18 protein-coding genes and 1 tRNA gene are annotated in these 21,933 nt (G+C 74.4%); 12 read left to right on the top strand and 7 right to left on the bottom strand.

Annotated features, from left to right (window positions below):
• Window positions 1–140: 140 nt before the first annotated feature.
• The 7 genes from GGQ55_RS28470 to nagB all read left to right on the top strand — a co-directional run bounded on the left by GGQ55_RS28470 (window position 141) and on the right by nagB (window position 7,832).
• Window positions 141–1,463, top strand: coding sequence for a methyl-accepting chemotaxis protein (locus GGQ55_RS28470; RefSeq protein WP_366489478.1), 1,323 nt, complete (start codon window positions 141–143; stop codon window positions 1,461–1,463).
• Window positions 1,464–1,612: 149 nt separating this feature from the next.
• Window positions 1,613–2,791 carry an ROK family transcriptional regulator gene (locus tag GGQ55_RS16070; protein ID WP_179718365.1) on the top strand — a complete coding sequence of 393 codons (1,179 nt, stop codon included), beginning with the start codon at window positions 1,613–1,615 and terminating at the stop codon, window positions 2,789–2,791.
• 93 nt (window positions 2,792–2,884) lie between these two features.
• Window positions 2,885–4,204 (top strand): extracellular solute-binding protein, encoded by a 1,320-nt coding sequence (locus tag GGQ55_RS16075; RefSeq protein WP_179718367.1) that lies wholly within the window; start codon window positions 2,885–2,887, stop codon window positions 4,202–4,204.
• A gap of 62 nt (window positions 4,205–4,266) precedes the next feature.
• Window positions 4,267–5,250: a carbohydrate ABC transporter permease gene (locus GGQ55_RS16080; RefSeq protein ID WP_179718369.1), complete on the top strand. Its 984-nt coding sequence runs from the start codon at window positions 4,267–4,269 to the stop codon at window positions 5,248–5,250.
• A complete protein-coding gene (locus GGQ55_RS16085) occupies window positions 5,247–6,095 on the top strand; it encodes a carbohydrate ABC transporter permease (protein WP_218859301.1) in 849 nt (282 codons plus the stop codon). The genes GGQ55_RS16080 and GGQ55_RS16085 overlap by 4 nt, the downstream gene beginning before the upstream one ends.
• Window positions 6,092–7,045, top strand: coding sequence for an ROK family protein (locus GGQ55_RS16090; protein ID WP_179718371.1), 954 nt, complete (start codon window positions 6,092–6,094; stop codon window positions 7,043–7,045). Before GGQ55_RS16085 ends, GGQ55_RS16090 begins: the two co-directional genes overlap by 4 nt.
• A 4-nt stretch (window positions 7,046–7,049) precedes the next feature.
• The gene (nagB, locus tag GGQ55_RS16095) at window positions 7,050–7,832 is read left to right on the top strand and encodes a glucosamine-6-phosphate deaminase (protein WP_179718374.1); all 783 of its coding nucleotides are present in this window, start codon (window positions 7,050–7,052) and stop codon (window positions 7,830–7,832) included.
• Here nagB and nagA read toward each other — a convergent pair.
• Window positions 7,807–8,937 carry an N-acetylglucosamine-6-phosphate deacetylase gene (gene nagA, locus GGQ55_RS16100; RefSeq protein ID WP_179718376.1) on the bottom strand — a complete coding sequence of 377 codons (1,131 nt, stop codon included), beginning with the start codon at window positions 8,935–8,937 and terminating at the stop codon, window positions 7,807–7,809. The two genes, nagB and nagA, sit on opposite strands and share 26 nt — an antisense overlap.
• Window positions 8,934–10,385 carry a glycoside hydrolase family 3 protein gene (locus GGQ55_RS16105; protein WP_179718378.1) on the bottom strand — a complete coding sequence of 484 codons (1,452 nt, stop codon included), beginning with the start codon at window positions 10,383–10,385 and terminating at the stop codon, window positions 8,934–8,936. The genes nagA and GGQ55_RS16105 overlap by 4 nt, the downstream gene beginning before the upstream one ends.
• Before the next feature lie 188 nt (window positions 10,386–10,573).
• Between GGQ55_RS16105 and GGQ55_RS16110 the strand changes: the two genes are divergently transcribed.
• On the top strand, window positions 10,574–11,038 hold the full coding sequence (locus GGQ55_RS16110; RefSeq protein ID WP_179718380.1) for a DUF7144 family membrane protein: 465 nt from the start codon (window positions 10,574–10,576) through the stop codon (window positions 11,036–11,038).
• 4 nt (window positions 11,039–11,042) lie between these two features.
• Here the strand turns inward: GGQ55_RS16110 and GGQ55_RS16115 are convergent, their stop codons facing one another.
• The 4 genes from GGQ55_RS16115 to orn all read right to left on the bottom strand — a co-directional run bounded on the left by GGQ55_RS16115 (window position 11,043) and on the right by orn (window position 14,384).
• Window positions 11,043–12,059 carry a hemolysin family protein gene (locus tag GGQ55_RS16115; RefSeq protein WP_179718382.1) on the bottom strand — a complete coding sequence of 339 codons (1,017 nt, stop codon included), beginning with the start codon at window positions 12,057–12,059 and terminating at the stop codon, window positions 11,043–11,045.
• Window positions 12,056–13,408 carry a hemolysin family protein gene (locus GGQ55_RS16120; RefSeq protein ID WP_179718383.1) on the bottom strand — a complete coding sequence of 451 codons (1,353 nt, stop codon included), beginning with the start codon at window positions 13,406–13,408 and terminating at the stop codon, window positions 12,056–12,058. Before GGQ55_RS16120 ends, GGQ55_RS16115 begins: the two co-directional genes overlap by 4 nt.
• 173 nt (window positions 13,409–13,581) lie before the next feature.
• Window positions 13,582–13,654 (bottom strand) — tRNA-His (locus GGQ55_RS16125).
• Between the two features lie 58 nt (window positions 13,655–13,712).
• Window positions 13,713–14,384, bottom strand: coding sequence for an oligoribonuclease (gene orn / locus GGQ55_RS16130; protein WP_179718385.1), 672 nt, complete (start codon window positions 14,382–14,384; stop codon window positions 13,713–13,715).
• Window positions 14,385–14,527: 143 nt separating this feature from the next.
• Between orn and GGQ55_RS16135 the strand changes: the two genes are divergently transcribed.
• Both GGQ55_RS16135 and GGQ55_RS16140 read left to right on the top strand, forming a co-directional pair.
• Window positions 14,528–15,727, top strand: a complete 1,200-nt coding sequence (locus tag GGQ55_RS16135) for a hypothetical protein (RefSeq protein WP_179718387.1) — start codon at window positions 14,528–14,530, stop codon at window positions 15,725–15,727.
• Window positions 15,728–15,868: 141 nt separating this feature from the next.
• Window positions 15,869–17,617, top strand: coding sequence for a ferredoxin reductase domain-containing protein (locus tag GGQ55_RS16140; RefSeq protein WP_179718389.1), 1,749 nt, complete (start codon window positions 15,869–15,871; stop codon window positions 17,615–17,617).
• A 22-nt stretch (window positions 17,618–17,639) separates the two neighbouring features.
• Here GGQ55_RS16140 and GGQ55_RS16145 read toward each other — a convergent pair whose 3' ends face one another.
• On the bottom strand, window positions 17,640–18,239 hold the full coding sequence (locus tag GGQ55_RS16145) for an SACE_7040 family transcriptional regulator (protein ID WP_179718391.1): 600 nt from the start codon (window positions 18,237–18,239) through the stop codon (window positions 17,640–17,642).
• Window positions 18,240–18,316: 77 nt separating this feature from the next.
• Between GGQ55_RS16145 and GGQ55_RS16150 the strand changes: the two genes are divergently transcribed.
• A complete protein-coding gene (locus GGQ55_RS16150) occupies window positions 18,317–19,930 on the top strand; it encodes a carboxyl transferase domain-containing protein (protein ID WP_179718393.1) in 1,614 nt (537 codons plus the stop codon).
• Window positions 19,931–19,937: 7 nt separating this feature from the next.
• Complete coding sequence (locus GGQ55_RS16155; RefSeq protein ID WP_179718395.1) at window positions 19,938–21,929, top strand: acetyl/propionyl/methylcrotonyl-CoA carboxylase subunit alpha; 1,992 nt, start codon at window positions 19,938–19,940, stop codon at window positions 21,927–21,929.
• The last annotated feature ends 4 nt before the right edge of the window (window positions 21,930–21,933 follow it).

The raw sequence follows: 21,933 nt of genomic DNA on the forward strand, positions 1-21,933 counted from the left end.
TCCGGATCTCCCGGCACACCCGCCCCACTCGTCCCGGCGATGGGTCCGTCCGTGACCGGCCCGTGATCGCAGGGCGGACGGAATCGTTCCACCCGGACGTTGGGGTCAATCGAGCCGTGGATCCGGCCGATCCAGCAGGGGTGACGACGACGCACGCGACGGCAGAGCGGCCGAGGACGGGCTTCTGGGCGGCCATCCCCCGGGGCGCCCGGCTGAGCGAGGAGAACTTCGGCGGCCGGCACCGGATCATCTCCGGCGTCCTGGCCGCGCACGTGCCGGCGCTGCTGGCCCTGGCCTCCTGGCAGCGGGTCCTCGACTTCCAGTTCTGGTGCTACCTGATCGCCATCGCCGTCACGTCCGTGCTGGCCTTCACCCTGCGCGGGCAGGGAACCCGGGCCAGCGCGACCGCCGCCGGGCTGATGTGCGGGGCCGCCGGGCTGCTGCACGTCGGCGGCGGGCTCACCGACCTGCACATCTGGTTCTACGCACTGCTGGCCCTCGTGGCCCTGTACCAGATGTGGACGCCGTTCCTGCTGGCCGTGGCCTTCGTCGCGGTGCACCACCTGGGCATGAGCGCCTGGATGCCGGAGATGATCTTCTCGACGCCGCAGGCGCTGCAGCACCCCTTCCTCTTCGCCTTCCTGCACGCGGCGTTCATGCTCGGCGAGGCGTTCTTCCTGGCGTACGCGTGGAAGTTCACCGAGGACGCCGACCGGGCCCGGCGGGCCGAGCAGTCGCGGGCCGAGGAGCAGCAGGCGGCGCAGGCCGCCGCGGTCGAGGAACTCGCCGCCGAGCGGGCCCGTGCCGCCGAGGAGGCCGCGCGGCAGCTCGAGCACCGCGAGGCGCGCGCCGCGCAGCTGGAGGAGCAGCTGGCCGAGCTGATGCAGGCCGGGCAGCGGCTCGACGAGAACGTCGGCACGGCCACCGACGTCATGGACGCCCTGCGCGCGGCGATCACCGAGATCTCCTCGGCGGCCAGCGTCGCGAGCGCCACGGCGACCGAGGCGAGCGAGCGCTCGCGCACCAGCGCCGACACCGTCGAGCGGCTCGCCGCGACGATGGCCGAGATCGACCAGATCGCCGGGAGCATCTCCAGCATCGCCGACCAGACCAACCTGCTCGCGCTCAACGCCACCATCGAGTCGGCCCGCGCGGGCGAGGCCGGCAAGGGCTTCGCCGTCGTCGCCGGGGAGGTCAAGGACCTCGCCACGGAGACCGCGCGGGCCACCGAGCGGATCCGCCGGGTCGTCGAATCCGTGCGCGGCGACGTCGGGGCCGCCGGCGAGGCGCTCACCGGGGTCCGCGAGATCATCGAGGGCGTCGTCGAGGCGCAGGGCACCATCGCCGCGGCGGTGGAGGAGCAGAGCGCCTCGACCGCGCAGGCGCAGGAGGCGATCACCGGCGCCTCGCGGGAGGCCGCCGCGATGGCCGCGGAGCTGCGCCGCATCGTCGCCGTCGACTGAGCAGTTGCGGTCGCTGCGCCCGGCGTGTCGCCGCGTGTCGGCGACCGCAACTGCGCACTCGGCCCGGCGCCGGTTCCGCAGGTCACGAAAAGGTCACGCTGCGGTGTGACCCTTGACACCGGTATGTAAGGACGGTGTCCTAACAAACCATGACGGCGATCGGGGAGACCTCGCGGCAGCGGCGCCTGCTGCGGCCGACCGCCAAGGTGCTGCCCGAGCACGCGCGGGTGCACAACCGGTCGATGGTGCTGCAGCACCTGTTCCACTCCGGTCCGCGGTCGCGGGCCGACCTGGCCCGGGCCACGGGACTGACCCGCGTCACGATCTCCGACCTGGTCGGCTCGCTGCTCGACGAGGGCCTGGTCGACGAGCTCGGCTCGCGGGCCGAGGGGCGCCCCGGCAAGCCGGCGACGCTGGTGGGACTGCGCACCGACGCCTTCCAGATCGTCGCGGTCGACCTCGCGGACGACGAGCGCATGCACGGCGCCGTCCTCGACCTCTCCGGCACCGTGCTCGAACGCCGGTCGGCCGCCGTCGAGGGGCGCACCGGCGCCGCCGCGGTCGACGCGCTGCTGGCCCTCTGCCGCGAGCTGGTCGCCGTGGCCACGCAGCCGGTGATCGGCGTCGGCGTCGGCTCGCCCGGCGTCATCGACCCGGACGGCACCGTGCTGCAGGCCCCCAACCGCGACTGGTACGACCTGCCGCTGGCCGCCGACCTCGGCGCCGCGCTCCGGCTGCCGGTGCACGTCGGAAACGACGCGAACACCGCCGCGCTGGGGGAGTTCACCTACGGCGGGGCCTCCGGCGGCGGGCTGCTGGTGCTCACCGTCGGCCTGGGCGTCGGCGCCGGGATCGTCCTCGACGGCGCGCTGGTGCAGGGCCACGAGCACGCCGCCGGCGAGATCGGCCACGTGACCGCCGTCGACGAGCGCGACGACCTCGACGGCGCCCCGCTCGGCCGGCCCGCGCCCTGCGCCTGCGGTCGCCGCGGCTGCCTCGAGACCGTGCTGTCGGTGCCGGCCCTGCGCCGCCGCACCGAGGGCCTGGACGCCCCGGCGGCCGACGCCGCGCTCGCCGCCGTCGGCCGCCGGTTGGGCATCGTGCTGGCGCCCGTCGTCAGCGCGCTGAACCTGTCCGAGGTCGTGCTGAGCGGACCTCGGGAGCTCCTGGACGGGCCACTGCGCGAGGCCGCGCTGGCCACCCTCCGGGAACGCACCATGCCGGTCGTCAGCAGCTCGCTGCAACTGCGGATGACCTCGCTCGGCGAGGACGGCGCCCTGTCCGGGGCCGCGGTCCTCGTGCTGTCCGGCCAGCTCGGGGTCACCTGACGACCCCGAGCCGGCCAGTTGCAAGTCGGAGAAGCACTCCCAGGAGGCGGCGCTGTCCGGCACCGCCCACGCGCATCGGAAGGAAACCCCGACATGAAGAGGGTACGCACGGGAGGGCTCGCCGCCGTGGGCGTCGGCCTCCTGCTCGCCGTCGCCGCGTGCGGCGGCGGATCGCAGGCCGCGGAGGGCGGCGACCAGACCATCACGCTCTGGCTCAACGGCACCGACACGCCGCAGGAGTTGCGTGACTACCTGGTCACGACCTTCGAGGCGCAGAACGACGGCGCCACGCTGAAGATCGAGCAGCAGGACTGGAACGGCCTCGTCCCGCGCCTGCAGACCGCGCTCGCCTCGGAGGACCAGACCCCCGACCTGGTCGAGATCGGCAACACGCAGAGCCCGACGTTCACCTACGCCGGGGCGTTCACCGACATCACCGACCTGGTGCCGGACCTCGGCGGCGACGACCTGCTGCCCGGCTTCCTCGACGCCGGCACGGCCGACGGCAAGGTCTACGCGGTGCCCTACTACTCGGGTGCCCGCGCCGTCTTCTACAACAAGGACATGTTCGCCGCGGCCGGCGTCTCGGTGCCGACCACGCTGCAGGAGTTCACCGACGTCGCGGTCAAGCTGCAGCAGGCCAACCCCAACGGCAGCGGGTTCTGGTTCCCCGGCCAGGACTGGTACAACGGCACGGCCTGGATCTACAGCGCCGGGGGCGACCTCGCGGTGAAGGACGGCGACAAGTGGGTGGGCAACCTGTCCAGCCCCGAGTCGCAGGAGGGCCTCAAGCAGGTCCAGAACCTGTTCACCAACGCAACCGCCGCCCCGCGGGACGCCGACTCCGCCGACCCGTGGGTGGCGTTCAACAACGGCGAGGCGGCGATGTTCTCCGCGCCGACCTGGGCGCGCTGGAGCATCGACCTGCCCGCGTGCAACAAGGGCGTCGACCCGGACGACACGTCCGACGCCGCGAAGGCCGCGCTGGCCGAGCAGCAGGCGTGCAACGAGCAGCACACCGGCGTCTTCGCCCTGCCCGGGCCGACGGCCGGCGAGCCGGCCACGGTGTTCGCCGGTGGCTCGAACATCGCCATCCCGGCGAAGTCGCAGCACCAGGAGCTCGCGCGGAACCTCCTGAAGATCATCTTCAGCGAGGACTTCCAGACGATGCTGGCCAAGAACGGGCTCATCCCGGGCAACAGCCAGTACGCGTCGGCGCTCGGGGACGACGCCTACGCGCAGGCCGCGCTGGCCGCCGCCCTCAACGCCAAGCTGACCCCGGCGGCGGAGAAGTGGGCCGACGTCGAGGGCGCCCGGATCCTGGAGGACTTCTTCCAGCAGGTGGCGAGCGGTGCCGACCTGGCCGAGGCCTCGGCCAAGGCCGACGACCTGATCACCCAGACGCTCAACTGACGCACCTGCCCGGCGCCGGGAGCACCGTCTCCCGGCGCCGGGGATCGACCACCGGAGTCCCGATGCTCGCACCTCCCACTCCCGAGGCGACGCTGGTGCCCCCGGCGCCGCCGCGGGCACCAGTGGTCCCCGCCTCATCCACCTCGGCCCGACCGCGACGCCGGCGGTTGCGCGGGCGCACCGGTCCGTACCTGCTGCTCCTGCCGGCGCTCGTGCCGATCGCCGTCGGGCTCGGCTACCCCCTGGCGCGCCAGTTCGTCCTCTCGTTCCAGGAGTACGGGCTGGCCCAGCAGTTCGGGCGCCCGGCCGAGTGGGTGGGGCTGGACAACTACACGAAGCTGCTGACCGACCCGTACGTCTGGGGCGTCATCGGCCGCTCGATCGCGTTCTGCCTGGTCAACGCCGGTCTCACCATGGTCGTCGGGGTGGCGCTCGCCGTCCTGATGACCCGGGTGGGCCGGTTCGCCAGGACGACGCTGCAGATCGGGCTGCTGCTGGCCTGGGGGACGCCGGTGCTGGCCACGATGACCGTCTGGCAGTGGCTGTTCGACTCCCAGTACGGCGTGGTCAACTGGCTGCTCGCCGAGCCGCTCGGCTTCGAGGGCATGCGGCACCACTCGTGGATCATCGAGCCGCTGTCGTTCTACCTGCTGGCCACGCTGATCGTCGTCTGGATGAGCGTGCCGTTCGTCGTCTTCTCGGTCTACGCCGGGCTGCTGCAGGTGCCCGACGAGACCCTCGAGGCCGCGGAGCTCGACGGCGCCGGTGCCTGGCAGCGGCTGCGGTACATCGCGCTGCCGCTCGTGCGCCCCGTGCTGCTGATCGTCGGCCTGCTGCAGGTCATCTGGGACCTGCGGGTGTTCACCCAGATCTACGTGCTGCAGCGGGCCGGGGCGCCGACCCGTGAGACGCACCTGCTGGGCACCTTCATCTACTCCCTGTCCAAGGAGTTCGGCACGGCCGGAGCCATGGCCACGATCATGCTGGCGATCACGCTCGCCCTGACCATCGTCTACATCCGGCGCATGCTGCGGGAGGAGCCGTGAGCACCCCGGTCGGCAAGCGGGGCGGTACCCGCCGGCGGCTGCTCGGGGCCGTGGCCGTCGTCGTCGCCCTGATCTGGGTCTTCCCGATCTACTGGATGATCAACAGCGCTTTCCTGCCGACCAACCGGCTGCGCACCCCCGAACCGACCTTTTTCCCCTTCTCCGGGACGCTGTCGAATTTCCGGCGGGTGCTCACCGACTCGTCATTCTTCGACGCTTTCCGCGTGTCCCTGGAGGTCACCGGGATCACCGTCGTCGTCGCCATTCTGTTCGCATTCGTCGCGGCTCTGGCGATCAGCCGTTTCCGATTCCGCGGGCGGAAGGCATTCCTCATCACCGTTCTGATCGTGCAGATGATCCCGGCCGAGGGCCTGTTCATCTCGCAGTACCAGGTGCTCGACGGCTGGCACCTGGTCAACCGGGTGCTCGGGCTGTCGATCGTCTACACCGCGGCGATCCTGCCGTTCACGATCTGGATGCTGCGCGGGTTCGTCAGCGGGGTGCCGGTGGAGCTGGAGGAGGCGGCCATGGTCGACGGCCTCTCCCGCACCCGGGCGTTCTTCCGGATCACCTTCCCGCTGCTCGCCCCGGGCCTGGTCGCCGCGGGTGTCTACGGGTTCCTGCAGGCCTGGAACGAGTACACGCTCGCCCTGGTGGTCATGACCGATCCCGACCAGCGCACCCTGCCGCTGTGGCTGCAGGGCCTGGTCGAGGGCAACCGGGCGACCGACTGGGGGTTGATCATGGCCGGGGCGACGGTCATCTCGATCCCCGTGATCGTGTTCTTCCTGTTCGTGCAGAAGCGGATGAGCGCGGGTCTGGTGGCCGGGGCGGTGAAGGGATGACCGCCGACCGACCCGGTGGGGGACGGTGGTCGGTCGGGCTGGACATCGGAGGCACCAAGGTGCTCGGCGTCCTCCTGGACGGCGCCGCGGCGGTGCGGGCCACGGCGCGGGGAGCCACCCGCCCGGGCGCGGCCGGTGTCGTGGCCGCGGCCGCCGAGGTGGTCGAGCGGCTGTGCGCCGGCGCCGGCCTCGCGCCCGCCGACCTGGCCGGCGTCGGGGCGGGCGTGCCCGGGCTGGTCGACCCGGCCACCGGCCGGCTCAGCCACGCCGTGAACCTCGGCATCGCCGAGGAGGTCGAGCCCGCGCCGATGCTCGCCGAGCGCCTGGGCGGGGTGCCCGTCGTCGTCGAGAACGACCTGAACGTCGCGGCCGTCGGTGCGGCGCGCGAGCTCGGGTTGTCCGGCGACCTGGCCTTCCTCGCGCTGGGCACCGGCGTCGCGGCCGGCCTGCTGCTCGGCGGCGAACTGCGCCGTGGCGCCCGCGGGGCGGCCGGCGAGATCGGGCACATCCCGGTCGACCACGCCGGGCCGGTGTGCCCGTGCGGCCAGCGCGGCTGCCTCGAGCTCTACGCCTCCGGGGCGGCGATCGACGCCGCCTGGCCCAACCGGAACGGCCGGCCGACGGCGGTGGACCTGTTCGCCGCGGCGGAGAACGGCGACCCCACGGCAGTGGCGGTGCGCGACCGGTTCGCCGACGCGGTCGCCGCGGCGGTGCGGCTGCTGGTGCTCACCTGCGACGTCGAGCACGTCGTCCTCGGCGGCGGGGTGGCCGAGGTGGGGGAGCCGCTGGTGGACGCCGTCGCGCGGTCGGTGCGGCGGCAGGCCTCGGGGTCGGCGTTCCTGCGCAGCCTGGCCCTGGCCGACCGCCTGCAGGTCGTCCCGCGGGAGGTGCCGGTCGCCCCGATCGGTGCCGCGCTGCTGGTCCGCGGGCTGCTGCCCACGGGAGGCTGAGCGCGTGGAGGTCGTGCTGCTCCCGGACGCCGCGGCGGTCGGGCGGCTGGCGGCGGCGCGCGTGGCCGCCGTCGTCCGGCGCCGCCCGAGCGCGGTGCTCGGGCTGGCCACCGGGTCCTCGCCGGAAGGGATCTACGCCGAGCTGGCCCGGCTGGTGGCCGCCGGCGAGCTCGACCTCTCCGGCGTCCGCTGCTTCGCCCTCGACGAGTACGTGGGGCTCCCGGCCCAGCACCCGCAGAGCTACGCCTCGGTGCTGCGCCGCAGCGTCGTCGAGCCGCTGCGCCTCGACCCCGCGCAGGTGCGCGTGCCCGACGGGTGCGCCGCCGATCTGGAGGCGGCCGCGGCGGAGTACGAGCGCGCGATCGCCGCGGCCGGCGGCGTCGACCTCCAGATCCTCGGGATCGGCGCGAACGGCCACGTCGGGTTCAACGAGCCGACGTCGTCCTTCGCCTCGCGGACCCGGATCAAGACCCTCGCGCCGCGCACCCGGGCGGACAACGCCCGCTTCTTCGCCGGCCCCGACGAGGTGCCGACGCACTGCCTGACCCAGGGTCTGGGCACCATCCTCGACGCGCGGGAACTGGTGCTCGTCGCCCAGGGCGAGGCGAAGGCCGACGCCGTCGCGGCAGCCGTGGAGGGGCCGCTGTCGAGCATGTGCCCGGCCTCGGCGCTGCAGCTGCACCCGCGGGCGAGCGTGCTGGTCGACGAGGCGGCCGGCGTGCGGCTGCGGCTGGCCGACTACTACCGGCACACCTACGCGCTCAAGCCGGAGTGGCAGCGACCCTGACGCCCGCGGCCCACACCGCGCGGACAGTCCAGTCGTCGTCCAGGACGACGACGTCCGCGGCGTAGCCCGGGGCGAGCCGGCCCAGCCGGTCGCCGAGGCCGAGCGCACGGGCGGGAGTTGCGGTCACCGCGGTGACAGCGGCGACCGGGTCGACCCCCTGACGCAGTGCGTTGCGCAGCGCCCGGTCGAGGGTGAGCGTGGAGCCGGCCAGCGTCGTCGTCCCGGCGAGGACGGCGACCCCGTCGTGCACGGTGATCTCCTGCCCGCCCAGCCGGTAGCCGCCGTCCGGACCGCCGGCGGCCGCCATCGCGTCGCTGACCAGGGCGACCCGGCCGGGCGCGCCGTCCATCAGCAGCCCGGCGACCACCGGGTGGACGTGCGCGCCGTCGAGGATCAGCTCGATCGTCACCCACTCGTCGCGCACGGCGGCCCCCACCGGGCCGGGCTCGCGGTGCCCGAGCCCGGGCATCGCGTTGAACGCGTGGGTGAGCACGCGCGCGCCGGCGTCGAAGGCGGCGGCCGTCGTGGTCAGGTCCGCCTCGGTGTGCCCGACGGCGACCGTGACGCCCGCGCCGGCGAGCCGCCGGACGGCGTCGAGGCCACCGGGCAGCTCGGGGGCCAGGGTGACCATGCGCGGGGCACCGGCGGCGAGCAGGCGGTCGACGTCTCCGGGGGATGGGGCGCGCAGGTGGCGCGGGTCGTGCGCGCCGCAGCGGGCGGCCGCGAGGAACGGGCCCTCCAGGTGCGCGCCCAGGACCAGCGGGTCGTCGAGCTCCGCGATCGCGGCGAGCGCGCTCTCCAGCCGCTCGACCGGCGCCGCGACCAGGCTGACCAGCGAGCGGGTGGTGCCGTGCGCGCGGTGCACGGCGAGCCCCGCCCGGATCGCGGACGGGCCGTCGTCGAAGGCGTGCCCGCCGCCGCCGTGCACGTGCAGGTCGACGAACCCCGGGGTCAGCCACGCGCCGGCGAGGTCGACGGTCTCGTCGGCGGACGGCGGCTCGCCGGTGCCGGTCGCGGCGATCGTGGCGCCGTCGAGCAGCACCCAGCGGCCGTCGGCGCGCCCGTCCGCGTCGAGCGCGCGGCCGCCGGTCAGCAGGGTGCTCATGCGGTGAGCGCCTCGGCCGCGGCCTCCGTGCAGACCCGCGCCGCGCCGTGCGTGGCCAGCGCCGGTCCGGGGACGAGCGCCAGGTCGTCGGGCATGCCCACGGCGACGGTCACCGCGTCGGGCCGCAGCGCGGTCAGTCGCCGCAGCCACGCGGCCTGCTCGGGCCGGCGGTAGGCGTCGCGGACGGCGACCACCAGCGGGCGCCCCTCGGCCCGGGCCAGCACCTCCTCGACCGCCGTGCCGGCGTCGGCGGTCACGCGCTCGGCCAGCAGCCCCCGGCGGGCGAGCGGGTCGGCCAGGCTCCACCGTGCCGCGCCCACCGCCATGTTCGCGTCCGCCCGCAGCTCGACGACGACGGCCGGGGCCTCGAGCGGGGCGACGCTCCGAACCACCAGGGCCCGGCGTGCGGCGACCAGACCGACGTCCCGGTCGCCCTCCGGCGCGGCGGGGACGGCGGTGAGCCGCTCGCGCAGCGCGGCCACCCGGCCGGCGGCCTCGTGCAGCCGCGCCTCGGGGAGCCGCCCGTCGCGGACGTGCTCGGCCACCGCCCGCCGGATCGCCGCGCAGTGCTCCTCGCCGTCCTCGGCCCCGAGCAGCAGCAGATCGGCGCCGGCGGCCAGGGACAGCGCCGCGGCCAGGGGGATGCCGTGCGCCGCCCGCACGCCCGCCATGTCGAGCGCGTCGGTGACGACGACGCCGTCGAAGCCGAGCTCGCCGCGCAGCACGTCGACCAGCAGCCGCCGGCTGAGCGTCGCCGGCCGGTCGTCGACGGCGGGGAAGACGACGTGCGAGGTCATGACCAGCGCCACCCCGGCCTCGACGGCGGCGGCGAAGGGCGGCAGGTCGCGGCGGCGGAACGTCGCCTCGTCGACGTCGACCACCGGCAGGCCCAGGTGCGAGTCGACGGTGGTCGCGCCGTGGCCGGGGAAGTGCTTGGCGGTCGCGGCCGCCCCGGCTGCCTGCAGGCCGCGGACGGTCGCTGCCCCGTGCCGGGCGACCAGGCCGGGATCGGCGCCGAACGAGCGGACCCCGATCACCGGGTTGCGGGGGTCGCTGTTCACGTCCACCGACGGCGCGAGGTCGACGGTCACCCCCGCCCGGCGCAGGTCGGCGCCGATCGCCGTCGCCACGGCGGTGGTGAGCTCCTCGTCGTCCACGATCCCGAGCGCGAGGTTGCCGGGGTAGCTGCTGCCGACCCGGTACTCGAGCCGGGTGACGTCGCCGCCCTCCTCGTCGAGGGCCACCAGCGCGTCGGCTGCGGCGGCCCGCACCGACGCGCTGATCCCGGCGACGGCGTCGGCCGCACCGCCCTCCGGCGGCAGATTGGCGCCGTACAGGCAGACCCCGGCCAGGCCTTCTCCCAGAGCGCGGACGGTCCATTCCGGGAGAGCGCGGCCGGCGAATCCGGGCAGCAGGCAGGAATTGACCAGCCGGTCGAGTTCGGACATGTCCTCCGCTTTCCGCGCGCGCATTTCTCCGGGCCCGGCGTGATCCTCGCATGAATGCGACCGGCGACGGGGGAATTGCCCGGCGGAAATGGCCGGACCCGGTGAACCTCACCCCCTCGGGACGAGGACCGGCGGCCGCTCGGCGAGGAGCCTCGTCTCCCATCAGCGACCGTCAGGAGGACTGCACCATGGCCGACGTCCGACGCGACGAGGCGGCCGCCCCGCCCCGCAGCGAGACAGCCCGTTCCGCCTACCCCACGTACGCCGAGGACGACTTCTCCGGATGGGCCTGGTTCACCGGGGGGCTGATGGGCCTGGTGGGGGTCTTCCAGGTCATCTTCGGCATCACCGCGCTGGCCCACGCCGCCACCTACTCCGTGCCCAGCAGCGGTCTCGTGATCGACGCGAGCTACACGACCTGGGGGTGGGTGCACCTGCTCCTCGGCCTCGCGTTCCTGGCCGCCGGTGGCGGACTGGCGTTCGGGCAGACGTGGGCCCGGATCGTCGGCGTCGCCCTGGCCGTGCTCAGCGGGCTCGTGATGTTCACGTTCCTGCCGGCCGCTCCGGTCGCCGCGGCCCTGATCATCGCCATCGACGTGCTCCTGATCTGGGCGATCGTGGTGCACGGCGGGGAGGGCCGGCAGGGCCGCTGAACCGTCAGGCCGCGGTGGTGTCCGGTTCGGGGAACAGCCGGCGCAGCACGTCGGACAGCGTGATGACGCCGAGCACCGCGCCGCCGTCGGAGACGACGGCCAGGTGGTTGCGGGTCTCCCGCATCGCCTTGAGCGCGGCGTGCACGGTGGTGTCGCCGTCGAGGGAGAACACCGGCCGGGCGAAGCCGGCCGCCGGCACGTCGTCGGCCGCGGTGAGCGTGTCGCGCACGTGCACCACCCCGGTCAGCCGCGCCCGCGTCCCGAGCAGGATCCGCAGGTGGCCGGTGCGGCGGGTCACCTCGCGGACGGCGCCGACGGCCGCGTCGTCCGGAACCGCGGCCAGCCGGGCCCCCGGGGAGACGAGCTCGCGGACGGTCATCCGCTCCAGCGCGAGCGCACCGGAGATCTGCGCCGAGAAGCCGGCGTCGAGCGCGCCGACGTTCGCCGAGTGCTCGACCAGGTGGCGCAGCGCGTCCGGGCTGTGCCCGACGGCCACCTCGTCGACCGGTTCCACCCCGGCCCGCCGGACGAGGGCGTTCGCGGCCGCGTTCAGCGCGCGCAGCAGCGGCCGGAACAGCGCCATGAACACCCGCATCGGCAGCGCGAGCAGCGTGGCCGAGCGTTCCGGGTGGGCGATCGCCCACGACTTCGGGGCCATCTCCCCGACGACCAGGTGCACGAAGGTCACGAGCAGCAGCGCGAGGAGGAACCCGGCGACGTCGGCGGCGACCAGGGGCAGACCCCACGTCTCGAACAGCGGGGTCAGCCAGTGGTGCACGGCGGGCTTGCTGATCGCGCCGAGCGCCAGCGTGGCCGCGGTGATGCCCAGCTGCGAGCCGGCGAGCAGGAGGGTCAGCTCCGAGGAGTTGCGCAGGGCGGCGCGGGCCGCGCGGCTCCCGGGCGCGGCCTCCTCGAGCCGGTGCCGCTTGGCGGCGAGCGCGGCGAACTCCACCGCGACGAAGAAGGCGCTCAGCGCGACGATCACGACGGTGAGGGCCGCGACGACCCAGGGGTTGCTCATCGGGGCAGCTCCAGGCGGACGCGCGAGGGCACGTGCCGGTCGACGGCGAGCACCTCGACGTGCAGCACCCGCGACGCCGGCGCGTCGGCGTGCACCAGGTCGCCCGGGTCGGGCGGCAGCTCCACGGTCAGCGTCGCACCCGGCTCGGGCAGCGTGCCGGCCACGGCGATGACGAGGCCGGCCATCGTCTCGTAGTGCCCGCGCGGCAGGTCGACGGCGAGGGCGCGCTCGACCTCGTCGACGTGCACGTCACCGGCCATCTCCCACACGCCGTCGTCCTGGACCGGCACGTACCCGGGGTCGACGTCGGTGTCGTGCTCGTCGGTGATCTCGCCGACCAGCTCCTCGGCGAGGTCCTCGAGGGTGAGGATCCCGGCGAACCCGCCGTACTCGTCGATCACGCAGGCCAGCTGGTTGCCGGTGTCGGTGAGCTGGCGGAGGGCATCGGGCAGCGGGGTGAACGTCGAGACCACCAGGCACTCGCGGGCGATCGCGGTCACCGGGGCGGTGGTCGGCTCGGCGGTGGTCAGCAGGTCGGCCAGGTGCACCACGCCGGTGACGTCGCCGGTCGCGGTGTCGAGCACCGGGTAGCGGGAGTGCCCGGAGGCCATGAGCTCCCGCAGCCGGCCGATCGTCTCGGTGCCGCCGACGGTGTCCACCCGTGGCCTCGGGATCATCGCGTGCTCGACGTCGCGGTCGGGGAAGTCGAGGATCCGGTCGACCAGCATCGACAGCTCCGCCGGCAGGTCGCCGGACTCCCGGGACTCCTCGACGATGTGCTCCAGGTCACGGGCGGTGGCGGCGTGCTCGACGTCGTGCACCGGCTCGATCTTCAGCACGCGCAGCAGCAGGTTCGAGGCCTGGTCGAACACCCGGATCAGCCAGCCGAACACGGTCAGGTAGACGGTGGTGGACGCGCTCAGCCAGCGGGCCACCGGCTCGGCGCGGGCGATGGCGAGGTTCTTCGGGAACAGCTCGCCGAAGAGCATCTGGACGACGGTGGAGAACAGCAGCGCGAGCACCGCACCGATGCCGACGCTGACCGCGACCGGGATGCCGACACCACCGAGCAGAGCGCCCAGGGACTCGCCGATGAGCGGCTCGGCGACGTAGCCCACGAGCAGCCCGGTCACGGTGATGCCCAACTGGGCGCCGGAGAGCATGAACGACGTCCGGCGGGTGACGGAAAGCGCGCGGCGGGCGGCGGCGTCGCCGGTCTCCGCCCGCGCGGCCAGGCCGGCCCGGTCGACCGCCATGAAGGCGAACTCCTGGGCCACGAAGTAGCCGGTGAGGACGGTGATCCCCAGGACCACGGCCACCCCGAGCAGCAGCGAGAGCACTTCTGTCACCGGCCCCGCGCCCCGTTCGCTGAGTGGGGATGCGTGGCCTGGGGACTGTGGTCGGGACTCATGGCTCTTTCGACGAAGGGCAGCGGCAGGTGGTCAACGGGCGAGCGTGCGGCGACGTTCCGGAAACGGGGAAGGCCCTGGTCAGCCACGCTGACCAGGGCCTTCCCGGTGAGGGTGAGTGACGGGACTTGAACCCGCGACACCCAGGACCACAACCTGGTGCTCTACCAACTGAGCTACACCCACCACGGACCCGTGCGGCCGGCGGCCGGAAGGGGAACCGGAGCAAGGATACCGGAGGGGGTCAGCCTTCCGACGCGGCCCGGGCGGCGCCGCCCCCGGCGTCGCCGGAGGCCAGCAGTTCGGCGTAGGAGGCGACCACTCCACCGGCGGCCGCCTGCGCCTCGTCGCTGCTCGGACCGGGGGGCGCCACGAACAGCGTCTTGCGGTAGTAGGCCAGCTCGCGCACCGACTCGATGATGTCGGCCAGCGCTCGGTGGGCGAGGCCCTTGGGCGGCTGGGCGAAGTACACCCGCGGGAACCAGCGCCGGGCCAGCTCCTTGAGCGAGGAGACGTCGACCATCCGGTAGTGCAGGTGGTCGTCGAGCTCGGGCATGTCCCGGGCGAGGAAACCGCGGTCGGTGCCGATCGAGTTGCCGCACAGCGGCGCGCTGCGCCGCTCGGGGACGAACCGCTTGATGTAGGCCAGCAGCTGCTGCTCGGCCTCGGCCAGGGTGAGCGTCGAGGCGCGCACGGCGTCGGTCAGCCCGGACTTGGCGTGCATCTCGGCGACGACCTCGGTCATCCCGTCGAGGACGTCGTCCGGCGCGTTGATCACGAGGTCGAGGCCGGGGTCCAGCGCGTTGAGCTCGGAGTCGGTGACGAGGACGGCGACCTCGACGAGCCTGTCCTTGACCAGGTCCAGGCCCGTCATCTCGCAGTCGATCCAGACCAGGTGTCCCGCGCTCTCCGCCACGGGGAGCGAGATTACGCACCGTCCGTCCCGCGCGTCCCGCCGACGCGCACCCGGCGCACCCCCACCGATCGGGAGCCCGGATCCCGGCTCGTCCGCCGTTACGGTGCGGGCTCCTCGCCGTCCTGACACCTGGGAGAACACCCGTGGCCGCTCCGACCAGCACCGCGCGGACGGTCCCGCGGGCCCCGGGCACTCTGGGGAGGGCGCTCGCCCATCCGGTGGCGACGGTCCGCTGGCTCTGGTCGGCCTACATGACCCCGGGCACGCCGGGGCGGCCGGTGAGCCCGACCGAGCTGCGCTGGATGTACACCGGCTGGCTGGTCGCGTTCCTGCTCAAGATGCTCGGCTCGTCGTGGGACGTCTCCTGGCACTTCCGGTGGCTGCGCGACGACCTCGCCCCGCCGCACCTGCTCAACTCCGTGGGCACGGCGGTGGTGATCGCCCTGGTGGTGGCGCACAGCTACAGCGGCTACGCCGTCGACCGGCGGGCGCTGCGGCTCATGCAGTGGGGGATCGGGCTGTTCCTCGTCGCCATCCCGGCCGACATCGTCAACCACCGCCTGTTCGGCCTGGACATCACCAGCTGGAGCCCGACGCACGCGCTGCTCTACCTGGGGACGGCGATCATGCTCGCCGGCGCGATCCGCGGCTGGTGGCTGTACGCCGCGCCGGGACGCACGCGGACCCTGATCTCGCTGGGTCTCTGGCTGTTCTTCTTCGAGAACGTGCTCTTCCCGAACCAGCACCAGGAGTACGGCGTCCTGTCGTTGCGGGACTACCGGGCCGGGCACACCACCGCCGAGCCCTCGCTGCTGGACTTCGCCGCCTCGCAGGGGCAGACGCCGACCCAGTTCATGCTGCCGGTGCCCTCCTGGGTGCACCCCACCTGGCTGATCTGCGCCGGTCTGCTGACGCTGGTCGTCGCCCGGAAGGTCGTCGGCCTGCGGTGGACGGCGACGACCGTCGCCGGCGTCTACCTGGCCTACCGCTGCCTCGCGTGGCTGGCGCTCGTCGGCGCCGGTTTCCCGCCCTCGGCGATCCCGTTCGTGCTGATCGTCGGCGCGGTCGGGGTCGACCTGGCCGTCACGTACCGGCTGCCCGGCTGGGCGGCCGGCCCGCTGGTGGCGGGCGTGGTCTACGCGGTCGGCGCCGGGCAGGAGGCGCTGGACCTGCTGCCGCCGTGGAACTGGTGGTCGGCGATCCCGGTCGTGGTCGGCTTCGGCGTCCTCTGGGCCCTCGTGGACGTGCTCGCGCGCAGCCAGTGGTGGGTCCGCTGGAGGCAGCCGGTGGAGCCGTTCCGGGACGACGCCGCCCGAGATGCGCTCCGCCCGATCGGCGTGTAAGAGCGGGACCGACTCGTCACATCACGTAGGGTCGGGCACTGATCCGCGTCCGGCGAGGGTGCACCCCGGCGACCCGGACGAGGCGGCCGCGAGGCCCGTGCGCCGCTCCGTCCCGACCACATCCGACCAGCGGAGGACCACGTGCTCGCACTCACCCCGGCGCCGTTGCAGACGGCGGGGGAGCGCGCGATCTTCGCGGAACTGGCCAGGTGGGACACCGGCGGTGCCGTCCGCGCGGCGGTGGTCGCGTCGCTGCCGTTCAGCGACGGCGTGCTCAACCGGCGGCTGTCCGACGCCGTCCTGCTCGTGCCCGAGGGGCTGGCCGTCGTCCGGATCGTCGAGGTCGTGCGCCAGACCGGCGTGGTGACCGTCAAGCCCGACGGGGCCTGGACGATCGGGCCCGGCACCGGGCCGGGCGACGTGCTGCAGCTGGCCGGCGGCGGGTCGACCCCGCTCGACGGGCTGATGCGCGCCGGCATGGAGGCCGCCATGCGGCTGCGCCGCGCCGGCCTGGAGCCCGGCCGGATCGCCCGGCTGACCGTGCTGGTCGGCGAGCTCTCCGGGCTCGACCCGGCGGACGGCGACCTCGGCGAGGGCGACCAGGTCGCGCTGCTGGAGCCGCGGTCGCTGCTGCTCGGCATCGCCCGCGCCAGCCGGTACTCGAGCGTGGACAACCCGCGGCTGTGGACCACCGCCGACGTCCGGGCCGCCCTGGAGGCGCTCGGCCTCGAGGGCCGCGGGCCCACGGTGGACCAGCTCAACGGCGAGGGCTTCCCGTACTCGCCGTACGTGCTGCGCCGCCCCGAACTGCTCGCGCCCGCGGCCATGACCGCCGGCTCGACCAGCCCGCCGCCGGCCGAGCCCGCGGCCCCCGCTCCCTCCCCGCCCGCCGAGGCCCCGCCGTCGCCGATCGCGGCCGCCGTCGCCGCGCAGGCCGCTGCCGCCGCGGCCGCGCCGCCGGTCGCCCCACCCGCCGCGCAGCCGGTGGTGCACCCGACCGGCCCCGCGCTGGCCCCGCCGCCCGGTTCGGTGTTCGCGCGCCAGACCCCCGCGGCGGTGCCCGCGTCGCCGGTGCGCGACACGGTCGCGGTGGGCGCCGCGCCGCAGCCGCCCCTGGACGAGACCGACGGCATCGGTGGCCTGTTCGCGCACGCCGAGCCGGAGAGCCCGGCGCCGCCCGCGCTGCCGCCCGTGCCGCGCACCGCCGTGCTGCCCGCGCAGCCGAACCTGCGTCCTGCCGAGCCCGCGCCGCCCTCGGGCGGCGGACGGCGGACCGGGTTGCTCATCGCGGTCGCCGTCCTCGTCGTCGCCCTGCTCGCGCTCGGCGGCGTGCTGATCCTGGGCCGGGGTGGCTCCGACGGCGGCGACACGGGCACCGGCTCCGCCAGCGCGGCGGCGTCGAGCTCGGCGAGCGGTCCGCAGCTCGGCTTCCAGCAGCAGATCGACGGGGTCACCTACACGCTCAAGGCGGTCGACGTCGTCGACACCTGCCGGGGGCACGGCTACGGCAAGGTCGGCGACTCCTTCGACCAGACCGACTGCGTGGGGCTCTCGCGCGGTCTCTACTCCGCGCAGATCGACGGCCGGGCCGTGGTCGCCGCGGTCTCGCACGTCCGGATGCCCGACAGCGCGTCGGCGCGGGGGCTCAAGGCCCTGGCCGACACGAACAACACCGGCAACGTCAGCGACCTGCTGCGCGAGGGCGCCGGGTACGTCGGTGCCCCGGACGCGCTGCACGACGCCGAGTACGCCAGCGCGGTGAGCGGCGCGGTGGTGACGATCGTCGAGACGTCCTGGGTCGACCAGGGCGCCGGGGGCACCGCCGACAGCCTCAACGCCGCGGCGAGCAGCGGCCTGGTCCTCCAGCTCCCGGACCCGCCGACCTCCTGACGGCAGAAGTCGCGACTTCTGCCTATGAGGTCGCGGCGGCGAGGGCCATCGCGGTGAGCAGGGCGGCCATCGCGGGGCGGTCGAGGCGGCCGGCGCTGTGCGGCGTGGAGTTGATCAGCCCGAAGACGGCGTGCGCCCGCGCCCGGCAGGTCTCGGCGTCGGACGCGGGGTGCAGCCGTGCCAGCACGGTCACCCACACCTCGACGTAGCGGCGCTGCAGCCGGCGCACCTGCGCGGCGTCGTCGTCCGGCAGTGAGCCCAGGTCGCGGTCCTGCACGGTGATCAGCGCGGGGTTGTCCAGCGCGAAGTCCACCTGGAAGTCGACCAGCGCCCGGAGCTGCGCCTGCGGGTCGGCCCCGGCGGCGGCCACGACCTCGGTGCCGCCGGCCAGGAGCCGCTCGCTGATCCGCAGCAGCATCTCGGCGAGCATCGCGTCCTTGCCCGCGAAGTGCCGGTAGATCGCGGGGCCGGTGACCCCGACGGCCGCGCCGACGTCGTCCACGCCGACGTTGCGCGAACCGCGCTCGGCGAAGAGCTGCGCCGCGGCGCGCAGGATCTGCTCGCGGCGAGAAGGATTGCCCGCGTCGGCGTGCAGCGCGGCGTCCATGACGCTCTCGGCCATGTGTGCATGCTAACCGCCGTTAACACCTGAGCACCAGCACTGGACGCCGAACGTGAACGACGGTTAACCTGACGCCCGTGGACGCACCGGTGCTTCCCCGACCCACCACGACCGACGTCGACGCCGCCGCGCGCAACGCCGCAGCGCACCGCGCGCTGGTCGCCGACCTGGCCGACGAGCTGCACCGCGCGGCCCAGGGCGGCGGGGAGCGGGCCCGGCAGCGGCACGTCGAGCGCGGCAAGCTGCTGCCCCGCGAGCGGGTGGACTCGCTGCTCGATCCGGGCAGCCGGTTCCTCGAGCTCTCGCCGCTGGCCGCGCACGGGCTCTACGACGGCGACGCCCCCTCCGCCGGGATCATCACCGGCATCGGGCGGGTGAGCGGCCGCGAGTGCGTCGTCGTCGCCAACGACGCCACCGTCAAGGGCGGCACCTACTACCCGATGACGGTGAAGAAGCACCTGCGCGCGCAGGAGGTGGCCCTGCACAACCGGCTGCCGTGCATCTACCTGGTCGACTCCGGCGGGGCGTTCCTGCCGATGCAGGACGACGTCTTCCCCGACCGCGAGCACTTCGGCCGGATCTTCTACAACCAGGCCACGATGTCGAAGGCCGGCATCCCGCAGATCGCCGCCGTCCTCGGGTCCTGCACCGCCGGTGGTGCCTACGTGCCGGCCATGAGCGACGAGGCGGTCATCGTCCGCAACCAGGGCACGATCTTCCTCGGCGGCCCGCCGCTGGTGAAGGCGGCGACCGGCGAGGTCGTGACCGCGGAGGAGCTCGGCGGCGGCGAGCTGCACAGCCGGGTCAGCGGGGTCACCGACCACCTGGCCGAGGACGACGCGCACGCGCTGGCGATCGTCCGGCAGATCGTCGGCACCCTCGGCCCGCGCGAGCCGCGGCCGTGGGAGGTGGAGCCGACCGAGCCGCCGCTCGTCGACCCGGAGTCGATCTACGACGTCGTCCCGCCGGACTCGCGCACGCCCTACGACGTCCGCGAGGTGATCGCCCGGCTGGTCGACGGCAGCCGGTTCGCCGAGTTCAAGCCGCTGTACGGGCCGACGCTGGTCACCGGCTTCGCGCGCCTGCACGGCCACCCGGTCGGGATCATCGCGAACAACGGCGTGCTGTTCGCCGAGTCGGCGCTGAAGGGCGCGCACTTCATCGAGCTGTGCGACCGCCGCTCGATCCCGCTGCTGTTCCTGCAGAACATCACCGGGTTCATGGTCGGGCGCGACTACGAGGCCGGGGGCATCGCCAAGCACGGCGCCAAGATGGTCACCGCGGTCGCCTGCGCGCGGGTGCCGAAGCTGACCGTGGTCATCGGTGGCTCGTTCGGGGCCGGCAACTACTCGATGTGCGGCCGGGCGTACTCGCCCCGGTTCCTCTTCACCTGGCCCAACGCGCGGATCTCGGTGATGGGCGGCGAGCAGGCGGCCAGCGTGCTGGCGACGGTCCGCCGCGACGGCATCGAGGCCCGCGGCGAGGAGTGGTCGGCCGACGACGAAGAGGCGTTCAAGGCGCCGATCCGCGAGCAGTACGAGCACCAGGGGCACCCGTACTACGCCACCGCCCGCGTCTGGGACGACGGCGTCATCGATCCCGCGCAGACCCGCACCGTGCTCGGGCTCGCCCTCTCCGCGTGCGCCAACGCGCCGCTGGGCGAGCTCGGCTACGGCGTCTTCCGGATGTGAGGACCTGATGTTCGACACCGTGCTCGTCGCCAACCGCGGCGAGATCGCCGTCCGCGTCATCCGGACGCTGCGCGCCATGGGCGTGCGCTCCGTCGCCGTCTACAGCGCGGCCGACGCCGGCGCGCTGCACACCCGCGTCGCCGACGTCGCCGTCCCGATCGGGCCCGCCCCGGCCGCCGAGAGCTACCTGTCGATCGAGCGGGTGCTCGACGCCGCCGCCCGCAGCGGCGCGCAGGCGATCCACCCCGGCTACGGCTTCCTGTCGGAGAACGTGGAGTTCGCCCGCGCCTGCGAGAAGGCCGGGATCGTGTTCATCGGACCGCCGGTCGCCGCGATCGAGGCGATGGCCGACAAGATCCGCGCCAAGCAGACGGTGAGCGCGGCCGGGGTGCCGGTCGTCCCGGGCCGCACCGAGCCGGGCATGGACGACGACGCGGTCGCCGCCGCGGCGGTCGAGGCCGGCTTCCCGGTGCTGCTCAAGCCCAGCGCGGGCGGTGGCGGCAAGGGCATGCGCGTCGTGCGGTCCGCCGACGAGCTGCCCGACGCCATCGCCGCCGCCCGCCGCGAGGCCCGCGGGTCCTTCGGCGACGACACCTTGCTGGTCGAGCGGTACGTCGGCAACTCCCGGCACATCGAGGTGCAGGTTCTCGGCGACACCTACGGCACCGTGATCCACCTCGGCGAGCGCGAGTGCAGCCTGCAGCGCCGGCACCAGAAGGTGATCGAGGAGGCGCCCTCGCCGCTGCTGGACCCGATGCGGCGCGCGCGCATGGGCACCGCGGCGGTCGAGGCCGCCCGCGCCGTCGGCTACACCGGCGCCGGCACGGTGGAGTTCATCGTCGACGCCGACCGGCCGGACGACTTCTTCTTCCTCGAGATGAACACCCGGCTGCAGGTCGAGCACCCGGTCACCGAGCTGGTCACCGGGCTGGATCTGGTGGAGCTGCAGGTGCGCATCGCCGCCGGGGAGCAGCTGCCGGTCGAGCAGGGCGACGTCTCGCTCGACGGGCACGCGATCGAGGCGCGGGTCTACGCGGAGGACCCGTCCCGCGGCTTCCTGCCGCAGGCCGGCACCGTGCTCGGGCTGGCCGAGCCGGACGGTCCCGGCATCCGGGTCGACAGCTCGCTGGCCGTCGGCAGCGTCGTCGGCACCGACTACGACCCGATGCTGGCCAAGGTCATCGCCTGGGGCCCCGACCGCGACACCGCCCGGGCGCGGCTGATCGGCGCCCTCGGGCACACCGCCGTCCTCGGTGTCACCACCAACACCCCGTTCCTGAGGGCGCTGCTCGCCGATCGGGACGTCGCGGCCGGCCGGCTGGACACCGGGCTGATCGAGCGCCGCGGCGACGCGCTCACCGTGCTGGCGCCGCCGTCGGCCGCGGTCCACGCCGCCGCCGCGCTCTTCGAGCTGCTCGAGGCCGAGCCCGCCGGGCCGGTCGTCGACCCGTGGGACGTGCCCGACGGCTGGCGGCTCGGCGAACCGGCGTGGACGGTGCGGCGGCTGCAGGCCGCCGGCGGCGACCCGGTGACGGTCCGGGTCCGCGGGCGGGCGGCCGCCGCGCAGGTCTGGGTGGGGGACGGCGTCGCCCTCGCGGCGTCGGCGCACCGGGACGGCGACCGGCTGACCGTCACCCTGGACGGCGTCACGCACCGCTTCGCCGTCGTCCACACCGGCGGCACCCTCTGGCTGGCCGCCGAGGGCCAGGTGACCGCCCTGCGCGAGCACGAGCGGCTGCACGACACGGGCGAGGGCGCGGCCGGCGGCGGCGTCGTCACCGCCCCGATGCCCGGCACCGTGACCGTGGTGCAGGCGGCCGTCGGCGACGAGGTGACGGCGGGGACCCCGCTGCTGGTCGTCGAGGCGATGAAGATGGAGCACGTGCTGACCGCCCCGGTCGACGGGGTCGTCACCGTGCTCTCCGTGACGGCCGGCCAACCGGTGCGGCTGGACGAGCAGGTGGCCGTGGTGACCCCGGCGACCACCGAGGGGGAGTGACCCG

Origin of the sequence: Petropleomorpha daqingensis (assembly GCF_013408985.1) — a bacterium.
In the GTDB taxonomy this organism is placed as follows: Bacteria; Actinomycetota; Actinomycetes; order Mycobacteriales; family Geodermatophilaceae; genus Petropleomorpha; species Petropleomorpha daqingensis.